Source organism: Pseudoclavibacter sp. RFBA6 (assembly GCF_002931575.1).
In the GTDB taxonomy this organism is placed as follows: domain Bacteria; phylum Actinomycetota; class Actinomycetes; order Actinomycetales; family Microbacteriaceae; genus Pseudoclavibacter; species Pseudoclavibacter terrae.
In genome coordinates, this window is sequence record NZ_PSUA01000003.1 from 198,678 (window position 1) to 219,416 (window position 20,739).

19 protein-coding genes and 1 pseudogene are annotated in these 20,739 nt (G+C 70.4%); 12 read left to right on the plus strand and 8 right to left on the minus strand.

Going from position 1 to position 20,739, the window contains the following annotated elements; all coding sequences use genetic code 11:
• Window positions 1–179: 179 nt before the first annotated feature.
• The 9 genes from C5C17_RS01520 to C5C17_RS01560 all read left to right on the plus strand — a co-directional run bounded on the left by C5C17_RS01520 (window position 180) and on the right by C5C17_RS01560 (window position 11,008).
• Complete coding sequence (locus tag C5C17_RS01520) at window positions 180–1,568, plus strand: dihydroorotase family protein (RefSeq protein WP_104251603.1); 1,389 nt, start codon at window positions 180–182, stop codon at window positions 1,566–1,568.
• Window positions 1,569–1,570: 2 nt separating this feature from the next.
• Complete coding sequence (locus tag C5C17_RS01525) at window positions 1,571–2,413, plus strand: IclR family transcriptional regulator (protein WP_104251604.1); 843 nt, start codon at window positions 1,571–1,573, stop codon at window positions 2,411–2,413.
• A complete protein-coding gene (locus C5C17_RS01530; protein WP_219820448.1) occupies window positions 2,406–4,295 on the plus strand; it encodes a urocanate hydratase in 1,890 nt (629 codons plus the stop codon). The genes C5C17_RS01525 and C5C17_RS01530 overlap by 8 nt, the downstream gene beginning before the upstream one ends.
• Window positions 4,288–5,406: a DUF917 family protein gene (locus C5C17_RS01535; RefSeq protein ID WP_104251606.1), complete on the plus strand. Its 1,119-nt coding sequence runs from the start codon at window positions 4,288–4,290 to the stop codon at window positions 5,404–5,406. Before C5C17_RS01530 ends, C5C17_RS01535 begins: the two co-directional genes overlap by 8 nt.
• Entirely contained in the window at window positions 5,396–6,703 is a 1,308-nt protein-coding gene (locus tag C5C17_RS01540) for a M20 family metallo-hydrolase (RefSeq protein WP_104251607.1), read from the plus strand. Before C5C17_RS01535 ends, C5C17_RS01540 begins: the two co-directional genes overlap by 11 nt.
• Before the next feature lie 496 nt (window positions 6,704–7,199).
• Window positions 7,200–7,880 (plus strand): alpha/beta fold hydrolase, encoded by a 681-nt coding sequence (locus C5C17_RS01545; RefSeq protein WP_104251608.1) that lies wholly within the window; start codon window positions 7,200–7,202, stop codon window positions 7,878–7,880.
• A gap of 25 nt (window positions 7,881–7,905) precedes the next feature.
• Complete coding sequence (locus C5C17_RS01550) at window positions 7,906–8,397, plus strand: FBP domain-containing protein (protein WP_104251609.1); 492 nt, start codon at window positions 7,906–7,908, stop codon at window positions 8,395–8,397.
• Between the two features lie 117 nt (window positions 8,398–8,514).
• Window positions 8,515–10,779: a carbon starvation CstA family protein gene (locus C5C17_RS01555; protein WP_104251610.1), complete on the plus strand. Its 2,265-nt coding sequence runs from the start codon at window positions 8,515–8,517 to the stop codon at window positions 10,777–10,779.
• 25 nt (window positions 10,780–10,804) lie between these two features.
• Window positions 10,805–11,008, plus strand: coding sequence for a YbdD/YjiX family protein (locus C5C17_RS01560; protein WP_104251611.1), 204 nt, complete (start codon window positions 10,805–10,807; stop codon window positions 11,006–11,008).
• Window positions 11,009–11,014: 6 nt separating this feature from the next.
• Here the strand turns inward: C5C17_RS01560 and C5C17_RS01565 are convergent, their stop codons facing one another.
• Both C5C17_RS01565 and C5C17_RS19110 read right to left on the minus strand, forming a co-directional pair.
• Window positions 11,015–11,392, minus strand: coding sequence for an SdpI family protein (locus C5C17_RS01565; RefSeq protein ID WP_104251612.1), 378 nt, complete (start codon window positions 11,390–11,392; stop codon window positions 11,015–11,017).
• A 182-nt stretch (window positions 11,393–11,574) separates the two neighbouring features.
• Window positions 11,575–11,706: pseudogene (locus C5C17_RS19110) on the minus strand (DUF3073 domain-containing protein); the annotation flags it as partial.
• A 179-nt stretch (window positions 11,707–11,885) separates the two neighbouring features.
• Between C5C17_RS19110 and C5C17_RS01575 the strand changes: the two are divergent.
• Window positions 11,886–13,079 carry an NAD(P)/FAD-dependent oxidoreductase gene (locus C5C17_RS01575; RefSeq protein ID WP_104251614.1) on the plus strand — a complete coding sequence of 398 codons (1,194 nt, stop codon included), beginning with the start codon at window positions 11,886–11,888 and terminating at the stop codon, window positions 13,077–13,079.
• Window positions 13,080–13,179: 100 nt separating this feature from the next.
• Here C5C17_RS01575 and C5C17_RS01580 read toward each other — a convergent pair whose 3' ends face one another.
• The 6 genes from C5C17_RS01580 to C5C17_RS18445 all read right to left on the minus strand — a co-directional run bounded on the left by C5C17_RS01580 (window position 13,180) and on the right by C5C17_RS18445 (window position 18,885).
• Window positions 13,180–14,661, minus strand: coding sequence for a permease (locus tag C5C17_RS01580; protein ID WP_104251615.1), 1,482 nt, complete (start codon window positions 14,659–14,661; stop codon window positions 13,180–13,182).
• The gene (locus C5C17_RS01585) at window positions 14,658–15,503 is read right to left on the minus strand and encodes an ABC transporter ATP-binding protein (RefSeq protein ID WP_104251616.1); all 846 of its coding nucleotides are present in this window, start codon (window positions 15,501–15,503) and stop codon (window positions 14,658–14,660) included. Before C5C17_RS01585 ends, C5C17_RS01580 begins: the two co-directional genes overlap by 4 nt.
• A 131-nt stretch (window positions 15,504–15,634) precedes the next feature.
• Complete coding sequence (locus C5C17_RS01590; RefSeq protein WP_104251617.1) at window positions 15,635–16,102, minus strand: CrcB family protein; 468 nt, start codon at window positions 16,100–16,102, stop codon at window positions 15,635–15,637.
• Entirely contained in the window at window positions 16,102–16,560 is a 459-nt protein-coding gene (locus tag C5C17_RS18440) for a CrcB family protein (RefSeq protein WP_181028427.1), read from the minus strand. The genes C5C17_RS01590 and C5C17_RS18440 overlap by 1 nt, the downstream gene beginning before the upstream one ends.
• Before the next feature lie 277 nt (window positions 16,561–16,837).
• A complete protein-coding gene (locus tag C5C17_RS19115) occupies window positions 16,838–17,851 on the minus strand; it encodes a PadR family transcriptional regulator (protein ID WP_104251619.1) in 1,014 nt (337 codons plus the stop codon).
• A complete protein-coding gene (locus C5C17_RS18445) occupies window positions 17,848–18,885 on the minus strand; it encodes a hypothetical protein (protein WP_181028428.1) in 1,038 nt (345 codons plus the stop codon). Before C5C17_RS18445 ends, C5C17_RS19115 begins: the two co-directional genes overlap by 4 nt.
• A gap of 186 nt (window positions 18,886–19,071) precedes the next feature.
• Here C5C17_RS18445 and C5C17_RS18450 point away from each other — a divergent pair, with 186 nt between their 5' ends.
• Together C5C17_RS18450 and C5C17_RS01615 are read left to right on the plus strand one after the other, a co-directional pair.
• Window positions 19,072–20,148 carry a YdcF family protein gene (locus tag C5C17_RS18450; protein ID WP_181028429.1) on the plus strand — a complete coding sequence of 359 codons (1,077 nt, stop codon included), beginning with the start codon at window positions 19,072–19,074 and terminating at the stop codon, window positions 20,146–20,148.
• A 302-nt stretch (window positions 20,149–20,450) separates the two neighbouring features.
• On the plus strand, window positions 20,451–20,711 hold the full coding sequence (locus C5C17_RS01615; protein WP_146079042.1) for a hypothetical protein: 261 nt from the start codon (window positions 20,451–20,453) through the stop codon (window positions 20,709–20,711).
• Window positions 20,712–20,739 lie beyond the last annotated feature (28 nt).

Genomic DNA, 20,739 nt, shown 5'->3' on the forward strand with positions numbered 1-20,739 from the left:
CTGACTGCGCCGAGCTCAGGCACAGACGTTGGGGGTGCGCGTGCTCGGCGCTGCTCGTGCCTGCTGAAGCCCCAGGTCTGCAGCCAGCTGGCCGGCATGCGGCAGCCTGCACCCGCACTTCATCCCGTGATCTAAGAACGCACTAGTCGAACCCACCGTTGCGTTCTTATTCTGTGTGCATGGAGCCAGCAGCGCAGCCGCAGGAAGACCTCGTCGCGACCCTCATCGTGCGCGGGAGGATCCGGGACGCGCGCGGCGTCTGGGGACCGGGCGAGGTGTGGGCCGCGGGGCCTCGGATCGTCGCGGTGCACACCGGCGCGTCCCGCGCCGCGGCTCCCGCAGGAGCCAGGCTGGTCGACGTCGGCGATTCCTACGTGCTGCCCGGAGTGGTGGATGCGCACGTGCACTCGCTCTCGCACGGCGGCGAGGGCATCGCCGCGTCGACGAGGGCCGCGGCCGCGGGTGGCGTGACGACGATCGTGGAGATGCCGTACGACGGCACCGGCCCCATCAACAGCCTGGACAGGCTGCGCGCGAAGCAGGATCTCGCGAACGACGAGGCGCACATCGACGTCGCGCTCCTCGGCACCCTCGCGCCAGGGGGCGGGTGGCGCGCGGCCGGCGAGCTCGCCGAGGCGGGGGCCGTCGGCTTCAAGGTCTCCCTCTTCCACACGCACGAGACGCGCTTCCCCCGCATCGACGACCGCGAGCTGCTGAGCGTCATGGCCGCCGTCCGGGACGCTGGCCGCACCCTCTGCACGCATGCGGAGAACAACGAGATCATCCAGTCGCTCCTCCGGGAGGAGCGGGCGGCGGGCAGCACCGACCCGCAGTCGCACTCGCGGTCGCGTCCGCCGGTCTCGGAGACACTCGGCGTGCTGACGGCGCTCGAGGTCGCCGCGAACACCGGCGCCCGCCTGCACGTCTGCCACCTGTCGCTGCCGCGCAGCGTCGACCTCGTCGAGTGGTACCGCTCGCAGGGCGCAGACGTCACGCTCGAGACGTGCCCGCACTACCTGACCTTCACCCAGGACGATCTCGAGACGCAGCGCGGGCACCTCAAGATCAACCCGCCGCTGCGTGATGCCGCCGCACGTGAGGGCCTGTGGGACCGCATCGGGCGTGGCGCCGTGAGCGTCGTCAGCTCCGACCACGCGCCGTGGTCACGCGAGCTGAAGGAGCACGACGTCATGCTCGACAACAGCTCGGGTGCGCCCGGCGTGCAGACGCTCGTCGCCGCGACGCTCGGCGGGGCGCTGCGTCGCGACGCAGCCGAGGCGCTGCTGTCGCAGGCGGTGGATGCGCTCACCATCGCGCCAGCGCGCCGGTACGGTCTCGACGCGCGCAAGGGCTCGCTCGAGGTGGGCAAGGACGCGGACATCGTCGTGTTCACGCCGGGCGACGCATCCATCGAGCTCGAGCGGATGCTCTCGAACGCCGGCTGGACACCGTACGAGGGCATGTCGCCGGGTGGCAGCGTGACGCACACGTTCTCCCGTGGTGAGCTGGTCTACTCGGACACTGCGGGGCTGCTCGCGGGCGCTGGCCGGGGAGAGGTCCTGGTCTGATCATGAGCGACCTGCGACCGAAGGCGGACCCGAACGGGCGACCCATCTCAGGGGGAGCCGCCGCATCCGGCGGTGGGAGCGGCACCGGTGGAGCGGCGTACAAGTCGCTGCACCGTGGCCTCGAGATCCTGCAGCTCATCCAGGGCCGCGGGCGCCTGAAGATCTCCGAGATCAGCAGCGAGCTCGGCATGCCCCTCTCGACCGTCTACCGCTACGTGACGGTGCTGCGGGATGCGGGGTTCGCGATCGAGATCGACGGCTACCTCATGCCGTCGAGTCGTCTCGCGGAGAGCGATGACGCCTCGCCGCACCTCGTGCGCTACGCGGCCCCCGTGCTTCGGCGCCTCCGCGAGCTCACCGGCATGACCGCGATTCTCGCCGTGCGGGTGCACATCACCGCCGTGTGCCTGGAGGTGTCCTACGCGCATCCGCAGCATCGCATCCCGTTCGGACGCGGCAAGGTGCGCAGCCTCTACGCGGGCGCCACGGCGCTGCCGCTGCTGGCGTACGCGCCGAAGAAGGTCGTCCGAGAGCTGCTGTCCGGCGGTCTGCGCGCGTACACGACGGCGACCATGAGTCCAGAGATGATCGAGCCGTACCTGCGTCAGGTGCGCGCCGAGGGGCACGCCGTCTCGTACGGGCAGATCACCCCGGGCATGGTCGGCATCGGCGTTCCCGTCTTCGCGGGCGGCCGCGTGCTGTGCTCACTGTCGCTTGTCGGTGACGAGCGGCAGACTGGGGCACTGGATGAGCGCATCGCGCTCCTCAAGCAGGGAGCCACGGAGCTCGCCGCGAAACTGCCATCGAACGTCGACCTCGAAGTCTGGAGCGATCAGAGTGCCTGAATCAGCCGCGACCCCCGCGAACAGCCAGACCCGCGTGGGCGGCGAGACGTCCACGAACGGTGGGACGCCGCCGCCAGCATCCGCGCCCCTCGCCAGTCCCATCCTCGCCCGCGGCACCCAGCCCATCACGGCGCACCGCGGCACGAAGCTGCGGGCCAGGAACTGGCGGGCCGAGGGCCTGCTTCGCATGTTCGAGAACGTGCTCGAGGTCGGCGAGAACGCGGCGGAGCTCATCGTCTACGCATCGCTCGGCAAGGCCGCCCGCAACTGGGATGAGGCCTGCCGCATCGTCACCTCGCTGCTCGAGCTCGACGAGGCGGAGACGCTCATCCTGCAGACGGGCGCCGCAGTCGGCGTCATGTCGACGAAGCGCGACTCGCCCATGGTGCTGTCCGCCGTCAACAACACGGTCGGCAACTGGGCGACCAGCGACCGCTTCTACGAGCGGTACCGCGCCGGCCAGACCATCTGGGGCGGCCTGACCGCCGCGGCCTGGCAGTACATCGGCCGCCAGGGTGTGCTGCAGGGCACCTACGAGCTGCTGCGCGAGGTGCTCGTCCAGCACTACGACGCGCGGGCGGAGGGCAGGTGGATGCTCACGGCGGGCCTCGGCGGGATGGGGTCGGCCCAGCCGATCTCTGCTCGAATCCTCGGCCTCTCGTCGCTGACCGTGGAGATCGACCAGGTCAAGATCGACCGGGCGCTCGCGGTGGGCGGCATCGACGTGCAAGCGCCGACTCTCGACGACGCGCTCGCGCTGATCGAGGCGGCGCGCGCCGAGGGGATCCCGGCGGCGGTCGCGCTGCACGCCAACGCGGCGGCCGTGTTCACCGAGCTCGCATCCCGCGGCGTCACGCCGGACATCGTCACCGACCAGACCGCCGCGCACGACGCGCGGTACGGCTACGTGCCCCTCGAGTACACGCTCGACACGTGGATCTCGGCCCGCGAGACGGAGCCGGAGCGCGTCGAGGCGCTCGCACGCGCATCCATGGCACAGCAGGTCGAGGCCATGCTCACGTTGCAGGAACGCGGATCGGTCGCGTTCGAGAACGGCAACAACCTGCGCGTGAAAGCGCTCGAGCACCTGGGGGAGGGCGAGACCGCCCGGGTCAACCGCATCCCCGGCTTCATGGAGGCCTACCTGCGGCCGCTCTTCGCGCGCGGCATCGGCCCCTTCCGCTGGGTGTGCCTGTCGGGCGACGTCGACGACCAGCTGACGATGGATGCGCTCGCCTCGTCGCTCTTCCCCGACCGCCCCGAGGTCGCCGAGTGGCTGGCGCTCGCGGGCGTGCATGTGCCGCAGCAGGGGCTGCCGGCCCGGTCGTGCTGGCTCGGCCACGGCGAGCGCTCGCGCCTCGCGCAGGCCGCGAACGAGCTCGTCGCCGACGGACGCCTCACAGCTCCCGTGCTCTTCAGCCGCGACCACCTCGACTCGGCCGGCATGACGCATCCGCGCATCGGCACGGAGGGCATGCGAGACGGCTCTGACGGGGTCACCGACTGGCCGCTGCTCGACGCCATGCTGCTCTCGACCGCGGGTGCCGACCTCGTCGCCATCCACTCTGGCGGCGGCGGCTACACGGGGTGGATGCAATCGGCCGGCGTGTCGATCGTCGCCGACGGCAGACCGGAGACCCTCGAGCGGCTGCGCCTCGCGCTCGACCTCGACACGGGCCTCGGCGTCATCCGCCACGCGGCCGCGGGGTACGAGGAGGCGAGCGTCGCCATCGCGCGCGGAGGCGAGACGGGGGATGCGCCCATCGCGGCCCTCGGGCTCGCCGCGCACGGCGCATCCGCTGGGCCAGCCGCGCCCGCCCCGGAACCCCAAGCACTCTCAGCCAGCTCTGACACCGACCCCGAAGGGAACGCTCGTGCGTGAACTCACCCAGGAAGACGCCATCCACGGAGTGCTCGGGGGCGGTGTGCTCGCGTGCGGCGGCGGCGGGTGGAAGCACCACGGCGAGCTCATGGGCCGCATGGCGACCGAGCTGAACCGGCCGGTGCTCGCGAGCATCGACGAGCTGCCGGAGGACAGCTGGGTGGCGACGGTCACGGCCATCGGCGCCCCGGCGGCGAAGAACTGGGAGATCCGCCCGGTCGACTACGTGCACGCGCTGCAGGAGCTCATCAGGGCGACGGATGTGCCCATCGCGGCCGTCATGACCGCCCAGAACGGCTACTCGACGACCCTCAACGGGTGGATCCAGTCGTCGGTGCTCGGCGTGAAGGTGCTCGACGTGGCCGGTGACGTGCGTGCGCATCCGACCGGCAAGCTCGGCTCGCTCGGCCTCGCCGAACGCGAGGGGCACGTGGCGACGCAGGTCGTGTCTGGCGGCAACCGCGCCCTCCACGGGCACTTCCTCTCGGTGAACACAGGCACGATCAACACGTGCGATGACGTGCTGCGCGACATCTCGGTGCGCACGGGCGGCTTCATCGCGGCCGCGCGCAACCCGGTCGAGCTGAGCTATGTGCGCGAGCACGCGGCGCACGGCTCGATCTCGCTGGCCCTCGACCTCGGGCGCGACATGGCCGCGGCGCTGCGCAAGCGGGGCGCCGGCAAGCAGGAGGCGTTCGTGCAGGCCGTGGTCGAGCGCCTCGGCGGCACCGTCGTGTCACGCGGCCCGCTCGGCTTCGAGGTGCCGACCGAGACCCACGGCGGCTGGGACCACGGCACGTTCCGCATCGGCGACTTCACGGTGCCGTACCTCAACGAGTACATGGCCATCGAGTCGGGCGGCGAGCGCATCGCAACCTACCCGGACACGATCATCATCCTCGACGCCAAGCTCGGCGAGGCCGTCGCGGTCAAGGACGCCTACGAGGGCGAGGAGGTCGTGCTCGTCTCGGTGGCCGCATCTGCCCTGCCCGTGTCGTCGTCAGCCATCGACGAGTCCGGGCTCGCGGAGATCGAGCAGATCATGGGCATCGACTTCCTGAAGTACCGCGACTCGGGTCTCGTCGGCGGGACGGTCGGCTATGTCAGCTGACACCGCGGATGCGCTGCTCGGCGCCGTCGACCCGTCCAGGCTCCGGCCCGACCAGCAGCGGGTCCTCGCCGATCTGACCGAGCTCGCCGGGCTCGTCGAGAGCGCCGAGCCGGGCTTCTCGCGCCGCGTGTTCTCCGACGCGTACCGCGCGGGGCGCGAGTGGGTGCGAGACCGAATGCGCGCCGCGGGCCTCGAGGCGCACATCGACCCGGCAGGCAACGTCGTCGGCGTGCTGCGCGGCGCGAACTCGGCGCTCAAGCCCCTCATGACCGGGTCGCACACCGACACCGTGCACGCGGGCGGACGCTACGACGGCATCGTCGGCGTGCTCGGCGGCATCGAGGTCGCGAGGCGGCTCCGAGAGGAGGGCTTCGCCCTCTCGCGCGACCTGTACGTCGTCGACTTCCTCGGCGAGGAGGCGAACTCGTTCGGCGTCTCCTGCATCGGGTCGCGGTCGATCGCCGGACTCCTGCTGCCAGAGCATCTCGAGCGCACCGACGGCGACTCCGCGCTGCGGCTCGGCGACGCCATGACGGGCTTCGGCCTCGACACCGGCGGCGCGCTCGGCCAGGCCTGGGCGCCCGGCTCGCTGCACGCCTACCTCGAACTGCACATCGAGCAGGGCCCGCAGCTCGAGCGCAGCGGCACGCAGATCGGCGTCGTCACGGCGATCGCCGGCATCGAGCGGCTCATGGCCGCCTTCTCCGGCCGCGCCGACCACGCGGGCACCATGCCCATGCAGGGCAGGCAGGATGCGCTCATCGCGGCCGCAGAGGCGATCCTCACGATCGAGCGAGAAGCGTGCGGCGCCCCCATCCACGGAGTGTCGACGACCGGCCGCATCGAGTCGTCACCCGGCTCCTTCAACATCGTTCCAGACGAGGCGCGCATCTGGGCGGAGATGCGCAGCGTGGATGCGTCCTGGCTGCACGGCGCGAAGCGTCGCGTCGCCGAGGACATCGCGGCGGGCGCCGCGCTGCGCGGCGTCGAGACCGCCATCGAGTGGCTCAACGACCAGGACCCGGTCGCGGCAGACCCCGACGTGCAGCGCCTCCTCGGTGACGCAGCCGACGCGCTCGGCTACACATGGGAGGCGGTGCCCTCCGGCGCAGGCCACGACGCCGCGCACCTCGCCCACCTCGGACCGATGGGCATGATCTTCGTGCCATCCGTCGGCGGGCGCAGCCACGTTCCCGAGGAGTTCACGCAGGCAGAAGACATCGCCGTCGGCATCCACGTGCTCGCGACGGCGCTTGTCGCCGCCGACCGCAGCGAGCGTCCGCTCGTCGCGAGCTGAGCCCGCGACGCGGGCGCATCCGCGTCCGCGTGCGCGCCCCGCGCCCCGCGCCCCGCGCATCCGGTCGCCGGTCGCCGCTCGCCGCTCGCCCCTCGCCGCTCGCCCCTCGCCGAAATCTCGGGATGGGTTCCGCGCTTCGGGATGATTTGTACCCCATCTGCGTGCGCGGAACCCATCCCGAGACTCGGTTGATGTGGTCGAGTGGCGAAAGCCATCTCGAGATGGGTTCCTGGCGTCGGGTTGCGGTCATCGTGGTCTCGGGATGGGCACCGCGCTTCGGGATGGCTTGCAACCCATCTGCGTGCGTGCATCCCATCCCGAGACTCACGGAGCCCACGCCGAAACGCCCGGAATCGGCGCCGGGACGCACGCGCCCCACCCCGAGACCGCTCGGACGGCGTCGAGTCGGGCGAAAGTCCAGGCTCGGCCCCCAGGCTTGGCAGTCGGATGCACGTGCATCCGCTCACAGACAACTGATGCGGAAGCGGGGAACACCATGGCGACGTTTGTGCTCATCCACGGTGGAGGATCGTCGAGCTGGGACTGGCACCTGGTCGTGCCGAAGCTCGAGGAGGCGGGGCATCGCGCCATCGCCGTCGACCTGCCGGTCGAGGAGGCGGGCCTGTCGCTCGTCGACTATGCCGATTCGGTGTCGGCGCAGCTCGACGAGGCGAGGGGCGACAGCTCCGACGGCGACGGGCAGGGCGAGCAGCTGGTCATCGTGGGCCATTCGCTTGGCGGCTTCACGGCGGCGCTCGTGGCTGAGCGCCTCGACGCCGACGGGCTCGTGTACGTCGCCGGGATGATCCCGAAACCGGGGGAGACGATGCAGGAGTGGTGGGATGCCACGGGCCATAGCGCGCTCGGTGTCGATTCCGAGGACGAGCTCGTCTTCTACAACCTGGTCCCAGACGACCTGGTCGTCGATGCGAAGGCGCACGTCCGCGAGGAGACGGGGTCCTGGATGGATGCGCCGTGGCCCGGAGTGGGCCGGGAGACGCCGACGGGATTCATCGCCGCCGAGGACGACCTGTTCTTCCCGCTCGAGTTCGCGAAGCAGCATGCGCGCGACCGCGCCGGGGTCGAGGCGGTTGTCGTGCCGGGTGGTCACTACGTCGCCATCGGCGCGCCGGACCCGCTGGCGAAGGCGCTCGCGGAGTTTGCTGACGGCCTCTGACCTCGAGGGTCGGTACGCTCGTCGGATGCAGCAGCTCACCGAGGCCCAGATTCGGGATGCGTTCGTGAACGCCTCGCGCAAGGAGGTCAGCGACGTGACCCTGCCGCCCGGCTTCCACGATGTCGACTGGGAGAGGCGCGACTACCTGGGCTGGACGGACCCAAAGCTGGGGCGTCGCGCCTACGCGGTGGTCCCCGTCGACGGCGAGCTCGTCGGGATCGTGTTCGAGCGGGCGCGCAAGCTGCCGACGCGGCGGGCGATGTGCTCGTGGTGTGAGGACGTGACGCTGCCCAACGACGTCGTGTTCTACAGCGCGAAGCGCACGGGGGAAGCCGGGCGGCGAGGCGACACCGTCGGGACGCTTGTCTGCGCTGCGTTCGAGTGCTCGGCGAACGTGCGCCGCCTGCCCCCGTCCGCGTATATCGGCTACGACCGGGATGCGGCGCGCGAGCAGCGCAAGGAGAACCTGCGGACGCGCGCGGCGAGTTTCGCGCGCAACCTGCGCGACGGGGTCTGATCCTCGTCGCGGAGCAGGTTCGTCTCGATCCGGTCACTCCCTCCTTCCGGAGGTGGCGAGTGTCGGTGGCATGGTCCATCGTGGATTCCACGACAGCCACTCGACGAGGAGCGACCTGTGAGCCACGACGCGAAGAACAGCGGATCAGCACTCCGCGACCCCGAACTCCCACCTGTAGCGGTGGAGGATCTCGACCCAGACGCTGAGAAGCCGAGGTGGACGCCGGCGAAAGTCGCCCTCTGGGTTGGCATCGGACTCCTGGGCGGGCTGGCCTGGACGATGCTCGCGATCGTCCGCGGTGAGACGGTCAACGCGATCTGGTTCGTGTTCGCGGCCGTCTGCACCTACCTCATCGCCTACCGCTTCTACTCGAAGCTCATCGAGCGCAAGCTCACGCGTCCCGATGACCGCCGCGCCACACCCGCCGAGTACAAGGCGAACGGCAAGGACTTCGTGCCGACCGACCGTCGCGTGCTGTACGGCCACCACTTCGCCGCGATCGCCGGTGCCGGTCCTCTGGTCGGGCCGGTGCTCGCCGCGCAGATGGGGTACCTGCCAGGCACCGTGTGGATCATCGTCGGCGTCGTCCTGGCGGGGGCTGTGCAGGACTACCTCGTGCTGTTCTTCTCCACCCGCCGCGGTGGTCGCTCGCTGGGGCAGATGGCGCGCGACGAGCTCGGCCTGATCGGCGGTATCGCGGCGCAGATCGCGACGCTCGTCATCATGATCATCATCGTCGCGATCCTCGCGCTGGTCGTGGTCAACGCGCTCGGTGAGAGCCCGTGGGGCGTCTTCAGCGTCTCCATGACCATCCCGATCGCCCTGTTCATGGGGCTCTACCTGCGCTATCTGCGCCCGGGCAAGATCACCGAGATCTCCATCATCGGGTTCGTGCTGCTCATGTTCGCGATCGTCGCCGGCGGCTGGATCGCCGACACCGAGTGGGGCACGCAGATCTTCACGCTCGACCGCACGACCATCGCCTGGGGCATCATCATCTACGGGTTCGTCGCCGCCGTGCTCCCCGTCTGGCTGCTGCTCGCTCCCCGCGACTACCTCTCGACGTTCATGAAGATCGGCGTCATCGTGATGCTCGCCGGCGCGATCGTGGTCGTGCGGCCCGAGATCGAGGTCCCTGCGTTCAGCGAGTTCGCGAGCCGCGTCGACGGCCCGGTCTTCTCCGGTTCGCTCTTCCCGTTCCTCTTCGTGACGATCGCGTGCGGCGCCCTCTCCGGGTTCCACGCGCTCATCGCATCCGGAACCACCCCGAAGCTCGTCGAGAAGGAGAAGCAGACCCGCTTCATCGGCTACGGCGGCATGCTCATGGAGTCGTTCGTCGCCATCATGGCGCTCGTCGCGGCGCTCTCCATCGACCGGGGCATCTACTTCGCCATGAACTCGTCGGCGGCCGCGACGGGCGGCACCATCGAGGGTGCCGTCGCCTTCGTCAACTCGCTCGGGCTCACGGGCGTCAACCTGTCGCCGGATGCGCTCTCGACGATGGCGACGAACGTCGGCGAGGAGAGCATCGTGTCCCGCACGGGCGGTGCTCCGACCCTCGCCGTTGGGCTCGCGCAGATCATGCAGCAGTTCATCGGCGGCGTCGGCATGATGAGCTTCTGGTACCACTTCGCGATCATGTTCGAGGCGCTCTTCATCCTCACCGCCGTCGACGCCGGCACCCGAGTCGCCCGCTTCATGCTGCAGGATGCGATCGGCAACTTCGTGCCGAAGTTCCGCGACCCCGACTGGAGGCTCGGCGCCTGGATCGCCACCGCCGTCATGGTGGCGGGCTGGGGCGCGATCCTCATCATGGGCGTCACCGACCCGTTGGGCGGCATCAATACGCTCTTCCCTCTGTTCGGCATCGCCAATCAGCTGCTCGCCGCCATCGCGCTGGCGATCTGCCTCACGATCGTCGCCAAGAAGGGCCTGTTCACGTGGATGTGGATCGTCGCGCTCCCGCTGGCGTTCGTCGCGGTCGTCACGATCACGGCGTCTGCGTTCAAGATCTTCTCGCCGGTCCCCGCGGTCGGGTACTGGGCGCAGAACGCAGCCTTCCGGGACGCGCTTGCGGCTGGCGAGACGAGCTTCGGCAACGCGAAGACCGTCGAGGCCATGGAGGCGGTCGTGCGCAACACGACCGTGCAGGGGTCGCTGTCGATCCTGTTCGTGACGCTCTCGATCATCGTCATCGTCGCCGCGCTCATCCGCACCTTCCGCGCGATGCGGGGCGACCTCGGTCAGAGCACGGAGGACCCGGCGACGCCGTCTCGCCTGTACGCCCCAGCTGGGTTCCTGCCGACGAAGACCGAGCGCGAGCTGCAGCGCCAGTGGGACGCGGTCCCCGCCGACAAGCGCCCCGACCTCGTGAGGCACTGACGTGACGAACCCCCCGACCTCCGGGATGCGCCTGGCTGTGGCCACAGTCGGGCGCGTCCTGCGGGCGGTCCGCTGGTACGTGACATCGATGATGGGCGACAACGCCTACGAGGTGTACGTCGCGCACCAGCGCCGCGCGCATCCGGGCGTCGAGCCGATGGGCGAGCGCGCGTTCTGGAGGGAGCGCACCGACGAGCAGGACAGGAACCCGCAGGGACGCTGCTGCTGAGGGGGCCTACAGGCCCGCGACGCCCTTCGCCGCGCGGTGCGCGATCACCAGGCTCGAGATGACGCCCGCCAGCGTCGCGACGACGGCGAGGGCGAGCGAGACGAGATACGGCGCGACAGTTCCGGCGGAGAGCACGGACACGACCGCGAAGACCATGCCTGCCCCAGCTCCCGTGTTCGCGGGCCGAAGCGCCGCTTCGTGTCCAGCGCGCCAAGCCTCATCGGAGGAGCGGGTCGCCGCCGTCCGCAGCCCCGCATACCCCCAGCGGTCGAGTCGGCCGTCCGCACCCCAGCGAACCGTGAGCATGCTCACGAGATTGCCGACGATGAGGATGACCGCCACAGCGATGGCAGCGGGAAAGCTCGGTGGCTGGAGTTCGATCACTGGGGGTTTCGGGTTCGGCTCAGAGGCAGACGGCGACTGCGCGGCTCGGGGGAGCCGTGCGCAGACGCCTACGCGCGCTTCTGCTCGTAGCCGCTCGCGTCGTCGTCTTCGTCGGCGTCATCATCGTCGAGGTACTCGGACCACTTCGAGAGGATGTCGTCGGCTGGTTCTTCAGTCACTGGCTGCGTCACCGGATAGCTCGAGGAGCCACCGGACAGTTCACGTGCCAGCGCGTCATAGTTCGTCTCATGTACGGAGTACTTGAGCTCACGGGCGACCTTGGTGTGCTTCGCCTTTTGACGGCCACGCCCCATGCGTAACCCCCTTATAAATCGGGCCGGGCAGGAATGGCCACCCGGTCGCAAGTCGTTAACGAAAATCTGACGCTCACATTACCACGGCGGCCGAGCTAATCTTCGGTGCGCCGACCCGGCCACGTCACCCTGCGTCTCTAGACTGACCCCTACCGGACGGAAGCTCGTCGACCGCCCGAGTGACCGCACAGGTGCGCCCCCAGCGCCTCGACAGGAAGCCGGACGTGCTCAGCGTGAAGACCGACATCGACCTCGTCGTCATCGGCGCGGGCGTGCCAGGTGTGACCGTCGCCGCGACGCTCGCCGAGATGGGTCTGCGTCCGCTGCGGGACTTCGTTGTCTTCGATGCAGAGCCCCAGCCCGGCGGGTCGTGGGGACGCGGCTGGGATTTCCAGACGGTCGGTCACACGCCGCTCCTCACGGGGCCTCCCGGCTTGTCCGAGCTGGGTATCCGGCTGAGCGACCAGGATCCCGAGGCCATCGTCCGCGACATCATGCCGCCGCTCATGCGCCGGTACGAGGACGCCTACGACCTGTACGTGGCGCGGCCCGTGCGGGTGCTGAGGGTCGAGGCGATGCGTCGGTCCCCCCATCTGACGGTGCACATCCAGGTGCGTGATCGTCCGCCCCGGACCATCACGACGCGGTACGTCATCAACGCGACGGGCGACTGGTCGTCGCCGTTCGTGCCCTGGTATCCGGGCGCACTGGACTTCGCCGGCGAGCAATTGCCATCCGCACACATCGAGTCGCTGGCCGGATTCGCGGGGAAACGCGTCATGGTCGTCGGCGGCGGCCGTTCCGCTGTCACGATTCTGCGCGAGCTCGAGCCGATCGCGGCGGCGACCGCGTGGTCGACACGACGCGAGCCCGACTTCCATGAGCTCCCGCGCCTCACGCTGCCGTCCCGCACCGACTCGCGGCAGCGTGAGATGGATGCGCGCCACGAGGCGGAGTTCGTGCGCTTCGTCGAGCGCGGGGAGCGCCTCCCGAGCGAGGTCAGCGTCCGCGGCATCCCGCTCTCGAGGGGGACGCTCGCCGCGATCCGCCGCGGGCTGCTCGTGTCCCGCGGGCCGCTCGCGAGCATCCAGCCGGACGGCGTGACGCTCGCGAGCGGCGACCGATTCGAGGCGGACGCGATCATCTGGGCGACGGGCAGCCGTCCCACGATGCGGCACCTCGCGCCCCTGCAGCTGCGCGAGCAGGGAGGCATGGCTCGCCTCCGCGACGGATGGAGCCGCCGCGACAACCGTGTGGCGCTCCTGGGCTACGGCACGAACCGCCGCAACCCCGTCGCGGCTCGGCTCGACGCCGAACGCCTCGCAGAGGGCGTGTTCGACCGCCTCGGCGAGACCCCCGCCGACGTCAAGTAGGGGGAGCACGCAGGGTGTGCCAGCACTGGGCACCCTGCCCTGCGCGCCCTCGTCACAGCCCCACGCCAGCTGGCGCCTCGCGGACGTCAGCCCGATGCGTCTACCCGCGGTGCGGAGAGGCGAGCACCGAGGTCACCACGGGGCGAGTGCCGATCAGGGCCAGCCAGACGGCGCCGAACCCGAGCGCGAAGCACAGCGCCATCGTGAGCATCGCGAGTGGCGCGACGATCAGCGATGCGCCGACGATCGGCAGCACCAGGGCGACCGCCGCGCCCGCCCCGCCGAGGGCGGCGAGCAGCAGGGGCGCCCAGACCTGTGCCCGTTGCGCCTTCTCGAAGACCCTGCGCGGCATGCCCGTGCGGTCGAGGGAGATGAGCAGCTTGCGCTCATCGAGGATCGCGGCGGCCTGCGAGACCCCCACGGTGCACGCCAGCATGAGGAAGGCGATGAACAGCGTCAGGAAGACGCCCGTCCGGAGGTCGGTCATGAGCGTGAGGTCCTCCGCTGAGACACCCTCGGTGCCGCCAACCATGTCCAGCAGCGCGAGTCCGCTGCCGCTGATGACGGCGACGAACGCGATCATCGCGATACCGGACACGCTCCGCCAGGCCACGCCGGGCGCCTCTGCGAGGCGGCGTCCAGCGATGAGGCGAGCCGGCGTCTTCGCGCGCTTCGCCATCTGCCGGCCGATCAGCCCGACGAGTGGGGAGCCGATGAGGTTGATGGCGAGCATCCCGATCGCGAACGGCACGAACAGGGCGAGGACGATGCCGACGATGCCGAGCGCCGAGACGAACCCCTGGGCCATGCCGACGAGGCCGAGCGCGACGAGCAGCGCTACGACGCCGCCGGCGAGTGCGAGCCACTTCACCCGAGGCGCCTTGTCGCGCTTGCGTACGCCGAGGGGTGTGACGCGTACGGCGGCGAGTCCGGCGAAGGAACTCGCGGCCGCGAGCACGGCGATGCCAGCGGCGGTCGCGGCGAGGATCGGGAACCCGACCCACAGGGACGCGGCTCCGACGGCCCCGCCGTAGAAATGCAGCAACCCGACGAGAGGGAGCAGCGCTGCGTAGAGCGCCGTCCCGGCCAGGATGCCCACGACGGCGATGAGCGTCGCCTCGGCGACCGCGAGCACCGTCACGACGGTCGTGGACGCGCCGAGCAGTCTCAGCGTCGCGAGCCGGTCGTCGCGTCGCCTCGCGGAGAGACGCGCGGCGGCGACGCCGAGCGTCAGTAGCGGCACGGCCAGCAGGGTGAGCGCGAAGACGGCGAAGAAGCCGTGCGACTGCATGCCGGCGGGCGGGTTGAAGAGCATGATGGTGCCGCCGACCACGATCAGCGTGAGGGCCGTCACGACGGCGAACGCCACGGCGGGGAGGGCGACCGCGGCGACGCCGACCGTGTTGGACCGGGTGAGCATCCGCAGGAGCGTGAGCACCGGGACGCGTCCGGTGCCGCGAGGCGCAGGGCCTGGGATGCGCGGCGCCTGAGCGGCCGCTGAGGCGACGGCTGGCTTCGCGTCGGCGGACGGGAGCGTGTCGGCGGTGGGATCGAGGAAGTCCGCCCCTTGCGCCGCGGTCATGCGCGGGCCGCCGAGTCGTCGAGGATGCGGCCGTCGCGCATCCGCACCGTGCGGTCGCAGCGGGCCGCGACCTCTGGGTCGTGCGTGACGACGACCAGGCTTCGACCGGCGCGCGAGGTCGCGGCCAGCAGCGCCGTCATGACGTCGGAACTCGTTGCCGAGTCGAGTGCACCCGTCGGTTCGTCGGCGAACACGATGCGGGCACCCGTGACCTGGGCGCGGGCGATCGCGACGCGCTGCGCCTGCCCACCGGACAGCTCGCCGATGCGACGCGACTCCATGCCGCGGAGGCCCATAGCCGCGAGCCACTCGCCGGCGGCATGCTCGGCTCGCTTGCGTTCGATGCCGCACAGCATCGCCGCGAGGGCGACGTTCTCGAGTGCGGTGAGCTCGGGGAGGAGCATCCCCTCCTGGAACACGAAGCCGAACTCGGTGCGGCGCAGGTCGGTGCGCTGCGCCTCCGACATGTCCGTCATCTCACGCCTGCCGCCGTCGCCGTGCAGCTCGATGCTGCCAGAGTCCGGCGTGATGATGCCGGCCAGGCTGTGCAGCAGCGTCGTCTTACCGGAGCCGGAAGCGCCCATGATCGCGAGCGCCTCGCCCGCCCGCACCGCGATGCTCACGCCTGCGAGCGCGACCGTCGCACCGTAGGTCTTGGTGAGCGCGTATGCCGCGAGCACCGCGCCGGGCTGATGGGCGCCGGCGGTGGGGTGAGCGCCCGGATGCGGCTGGTGGGCTGCATTGTCGAGACCCGGCCGCGCGTACCGGGTCTGCTCTGCGGACTGCTGCCGCGTGTTCTGCTGCGGCGCTGCTGGTGTCTGGAAGCCTGGGTGAGAAGTCATGGTTCCAAGGTGCCTGCAGGGGTGGCCGTGCCTCGACCGTCTGCGGGCTCATCCGCCCCCTCCTGGAGGAGGGCATTCCGGGATGCGCGTCATCCGCCAGGATGACCTCCTGCGTCATGCCACCGGTGAGGTCACTCCCAGGCGAGGGCGCCGAGGCCCAGGCTCACGCCGAGCAGCTGGCCGACCGTCACGCCGATCAGAGCCGCGAACACTCCCCAGAGCATCTGAACGACCACGATGATCGCGGTCTTTCCGAGCTTCCTCGCGCTGAGCGCGTTCGACGCGTCGAGCATCACGGAGCTCCAGGAGCTCATTCCCCCGCAGAAGCCCGAGATGACGATCATCGACGCGACCGTCGGGAGCGGCAGCAGTCCCGCCGCGAACCCGGCGATCAACGATGCGACCACGTTCACGATCATGAGACGCCACTCTGGTGCCACGCGGCGGGGGAGCCCAGCTTCAGCCGTCGCCGCAGAGCCGGGCCCCACGACGGCCGCGAGGGGGGTGGTGCCCCGCGGCCAGCCCTCGACCGCGACGTAGCGGACGCAGGCGCCGACACCGCCAGCGAAGGCGACCGCCAGGATGAAGAGGACGTCCATCAGCGCGCTCCACCCATCGCCGGCGGCGGAGCGATGCGGCGGCCGAGCGCCCGCCCCAGGATGACCGCGAGGACCCCGCCGAGCGTGCCGAGCACGAACGCGGCGATGGCCCACGCGGACGTGGAGAAGACGAGCGCCAGCGCCAGTGCGACGAGCGAGAACGTCGTGAAGCCTCCGCAGAAGCCAGGGCCGAGGGCAGCACGCCACGCGGCGCGCTGCGCAGGCCAGTGGGCACCCGCCACGATGCCGAGCGCCAGCGACCCCGCGAGGTTGGCGATGAGGGCGGCCACGATGTCTGCATCGAGCACGTGCACGCTCCCGGCTGACAGCTCGACGAGGTTCGCGGAGCCCTGCTGCATCGTCGCGGTCGAGACGACCGAGCCGAGCCACACCCGAGCGAGCGTGCCGAGGGCTCCGCCGAGGAACACGGCGAGGAGGAGTCGGGCTGGCGTTCGCACGCGGCAACCGTACTCCCGGGGCGAGAGCGGCGCCAGCCCGTGTCCGCGGGTCCCGCCCGCTGGCCAACTTCGGTGACAAACGGCGGCGTCCGGCGCCGAAACGCGCCAGAATCCGCGTCGTGTCACCGAAGTTGGACGGGGGAGGTGGCAATCCTCCGTGCGGTCGCCGCGGGGTGCCGGGGTCGCTCCGGGCGCGAGTCGCCGCGGGTTGCCGCGGACGCGGCGGACGCCGGAGGGCCGCCTCCCGTCTCGGGAAGCGGCCCTCCGTTGCCCTGATTCAGGCGCCTGGCGCGTCCTTCTCGTCGCGAGCCCCGAGCGCATGCGAGATGCGCTCGCGGACTCGTTCGAGCTCCTGATCGAGGAACGTCACGATCCCGGGTGACAGGTGCTGCGAACTCTGCGCGGCGCGAAGCTCCTGCCGAAGCTCGTGCCTGAACTTGTTGAGCACGAGGTCCGCCTGGGACATGGCCTCCAGCTGCTCGCGACCGGCGTCACGCCGCGGGTTGCTTGCGGAACTCGTGTGCCCGGTTCTCGGAGCCTCACTCGTGCTGCTGCCGCTGTCGTCGTTCCAGACGTGCGAGCTGGTCGCCGATGCCCAGGTGTCGAACCTGCCGTGCGTGCGGTGCCCCGAGCTCGCTTCACCGGGCGCATCTGGTGCCGCCGGGGCCCAGGGCGTCGGCGGGGCCTGCGGCGGGTCCTGCGGGCGTGGCTCGCCGGGAGCGGCAGTGCCGTCGGTGGATTCGGGCGGGGTGGAGCCGGGAGGCGTCGTGCCCGGGGTGGAGATCGGGGCGTCGCGGGGTTCGTTCCAGCCCTTCGCCGCGCCGGCGAAGAACCCGCGGGCCGATGCCGCTCCAGCTGCGCCCGCGCTTGCCGCCTTCTCGAAGCCAGAACGCGCGTCTGGCCCGAGTTCCTGGGCGAGGCGCGCGAACTCGGCGCGGAGCTCTTCGCGTGCGCTGGCGAGGCCGTGCCGGACGTCGGCGGCGAGTCGGCGCACGGACGAGTCGACGTCCTGCTCGATGGAGGCGAGCTCGTCGCGTCTCGAGTCGAGTTCGCGGCGCCCCGCTTCGGTGATGCGATAGACGCTCTTGCGGCCGTCGTTGTGCTTGGTGACGAGGCCTTCCTCTTCGAGCTTCGCGAGGCGCGGGTAGATGGTGCCGGCACTCGGCGAGTAGGTGCCGTCGAAGCGCTCCGAGAGGGCCTGGATGAGCTCGTAGCCGTGGCGTGGCTGGTCCTCGAGGAGGCTCAGCAGGTAGAGGCGGAGGTGCCCGTGGGCGAAGACTGGCGGGGTCATGCGGTGCCTCCCGGCTTCGTGGCGTCTGATGCGGTGTCGGTGACGGTGCCGGTGTCGGTGTCGGCGTCGGCGCTGGCGTCGACCTCGATGTTGCCGCCCGGTTCGGCATCGGCGCCCGCGATGTCGGGTTTCGTGGTCCCTGCTGCGGGCGTGCTGGTGTGGTCATCCTCGGTCGCGGGCGCGATCCGGGCGTCGATGCGCTCATGGAAGTCGGCCGGTGTGTCGCCCGCTCGCGGGGTGCGCGCGGAGAGCATGACGGAGACTCGGCCGGTGACGGTGCTGATGCGCACGTCGGTGACCTCGCCTTCGACGGGCTCCGAGCGGTAGGTGGTTCCGCGAAGCGGTTCGAGGTGGAGGCCGTCGAGCTGCACGGAGGAGCCCACGGTGGAGACCTGGTAGCTGGGGTGCGTGTCGCCGGGGAGGCGCACTGTCGTGGCGCCGCTCACGGATTTGGTGGCGATGAGGGTGGGCGAGCCGGACGTGACGTCGACGATGGTGGCGCCCGAGACGGTGCTGCCGTCGAAGCTCGCGAGGGGGCCCGTCGCGGTGACATCACCGGATGCCGTCTTGACGACGGCTCGCCCAGCGTGGCCGCGCACGCTGATCTCGCCGCCGATCGAGTTGAGGTGCAGCTCGCCGCGGGTCGCGTCGAGGAACTGCTCGCCGCCGACGGTGTTGACGTCGATGCGTCCGTCGATGCCTGCGACGAGCACTTCGGAGCTGACGCCGAGGATGTCGACGTCGACACCTGCTGGGACGAGCACGCTCACGACGACGGTCGGCTGGTTCCAGAGCGTCTTCGCGGAGGTCTGCACGTCGGTCCACGACAGCTGGGGGTGGTCGATGAGGAGCTGGTCTCCGTCGATGGCGATCTTGAGGTCGCGTCCGGTGAGGGCGGACACCTCGATGCGGGTGCTCGGCTCGTCGTGCGCGAGCACGCTGATGGCACCGCCTGCCAGTCTCGCGCGCACGCTGCGGACGGTCTGCACGTCGATGACGCGGGGCCCGTCGACGATCCACTGTTCAATGGCCATGGCTGCTCCTCGGAGGTCGTGAAGATGCGCTGCCGGGGTTCCGCGCCGCACCTGCGAGTCAAGTTATATCGCGAGTCTGGACGTTCGCGCTATAGCTCGATGGTCGTGGCTGTGTGCGGGGTCGTGTGCGTCATACTGGTGCGGTCCGGCAGCCCCGACGGATGCAGACGGAGGGAGCGCGACGACATGACGCAGGATCTGACATGGGTGTCGGTACTCGCCGCTCTCGTCGCCGGTGGCCTGCTGTCCTTCATCGCCGTGCACCGAACGCGGGCGGAGCCGCGCCGGTTGAGCAACGGCGTGTGGATCGTCGCGGCGGGTGTGATCTCGCTTGCCGCGGTCTCCGGCATCGACGGGCAGGTCTCTCGGCTCGTCGCCGCCCTCACTTGGCTGCCGCTCCTGTTGTCGCCGCTGCTCCTGTTGGTCCTGATCGTGCTGCTCGTCGTCAACGGTGCTCGCATGGTGCGGCGGGAGGGGCGCTCGCTCGGCAACCTGCTCTCTCTTGTGCTGGCGTTGCTGCTGACCGCCCTGGCCGCCCTGCCGTTCGCAGCTTTCCTCGCGGGAAGTGACGTGTTTCTCGCCGTCGCACTGTTCTTCGCGCTCGGCGCCGCCTACCTCGGGGCGGCGTTCGTGCTGTTTCTGGGGTACTCGTGGTTCTACGGACGGCTCGTCCGCGGGGCGGTGGGCTCCTGGGTCGTCGTGCTCGGCTCCGGGCTGTCTGGGGGGCGCCGTGTGCCGCCTCTCCTCGCCGCGCGTATTCGTGCGGGGCTGGATGCGGCGGATCGTATCGGGGCGGGCCTCGTCGTCATGTCTGGCGGCCAGGGGAGTGATGAGGCGCTGGCCGAGGGGCACGCGATGCGCGAGTGGGCGCTCGACCCCGTCAACGTGCATGGCCGCCGCGCCACCGTCGAGACCGCACCCGCGGTGGCAGGCCCGCGCATCCTGAGCGAGGAGAAGTCGACGAACACCGAGGAGAACCTGCGGTTCACGATGGCGATTCTCGAGCGTGAGGGCGTGACGGGCCCTGGGATCATCGCCACGAGCAACTACCACGCGATGCGAGCGGCGATGCTGGCGCGCGAGCTCGGCATCGACGCGCAGGCCGTGCAGGCGCCGGTGGCTCGCTACTACTGGCCGAGCGCGATCCTCCGCGAGTTCGCGGCGATCCTCAGGCGGTATCTGCTGCTCAACCTCCTGGCGGGGCTCCTGTTCGCGCTGCCGCTGCCGCTGCTCAGCCTCTGGGTGGCGTTCGGGGCGAGCTGAGCTTGGCGCGCGACGAGCCCACCCCGGCGCATCGGTGCACCGCATTGCGCACCCGACACAATCTCTCGTGAACTCTTTCCCGTCGAACCTGCAATACCTGTTGTGCGCGCCAGGTCCAGGAGGCAGGCGATCCCGTCCTGGCGCCAGGCGAATTCTTGAAAGTCGAGAGTCGAACATTGCAGGGGCAACAGGTCGCGACGGATGGTTCCGCCGATCGGCAACCGGATTGGTACTACTCGTCGATCCGCGAGTTCTACATTCCTGCTGACAGGAGTGGGGAGTGGGTGACAAGGCTCGTGGGCGTGAGCTACGAACACGCAGCAGAAGCGGATGCTGCGCTCGTGGCTGCCGACATCGCTGCCTTTCAGGCGCGTGAGGCGGAGATGCAGGAGGGGGCCGGTCTGGATCTCGCCTCTGAGCGCGCTGCGGGAGGGGACTTCGTCTCGACTCGATTCAGTCCTCACGAGGTCGCGGGAATCGAGCGGTCCCAGGATCCAGCAGTCGCCCTGCAGCAGGTCTACGACCTGACGGGGGTCGACGTCGGTCGGGAGATGGGGCACTGAGTACGATCGGCGATCTGCTGCAACCGGG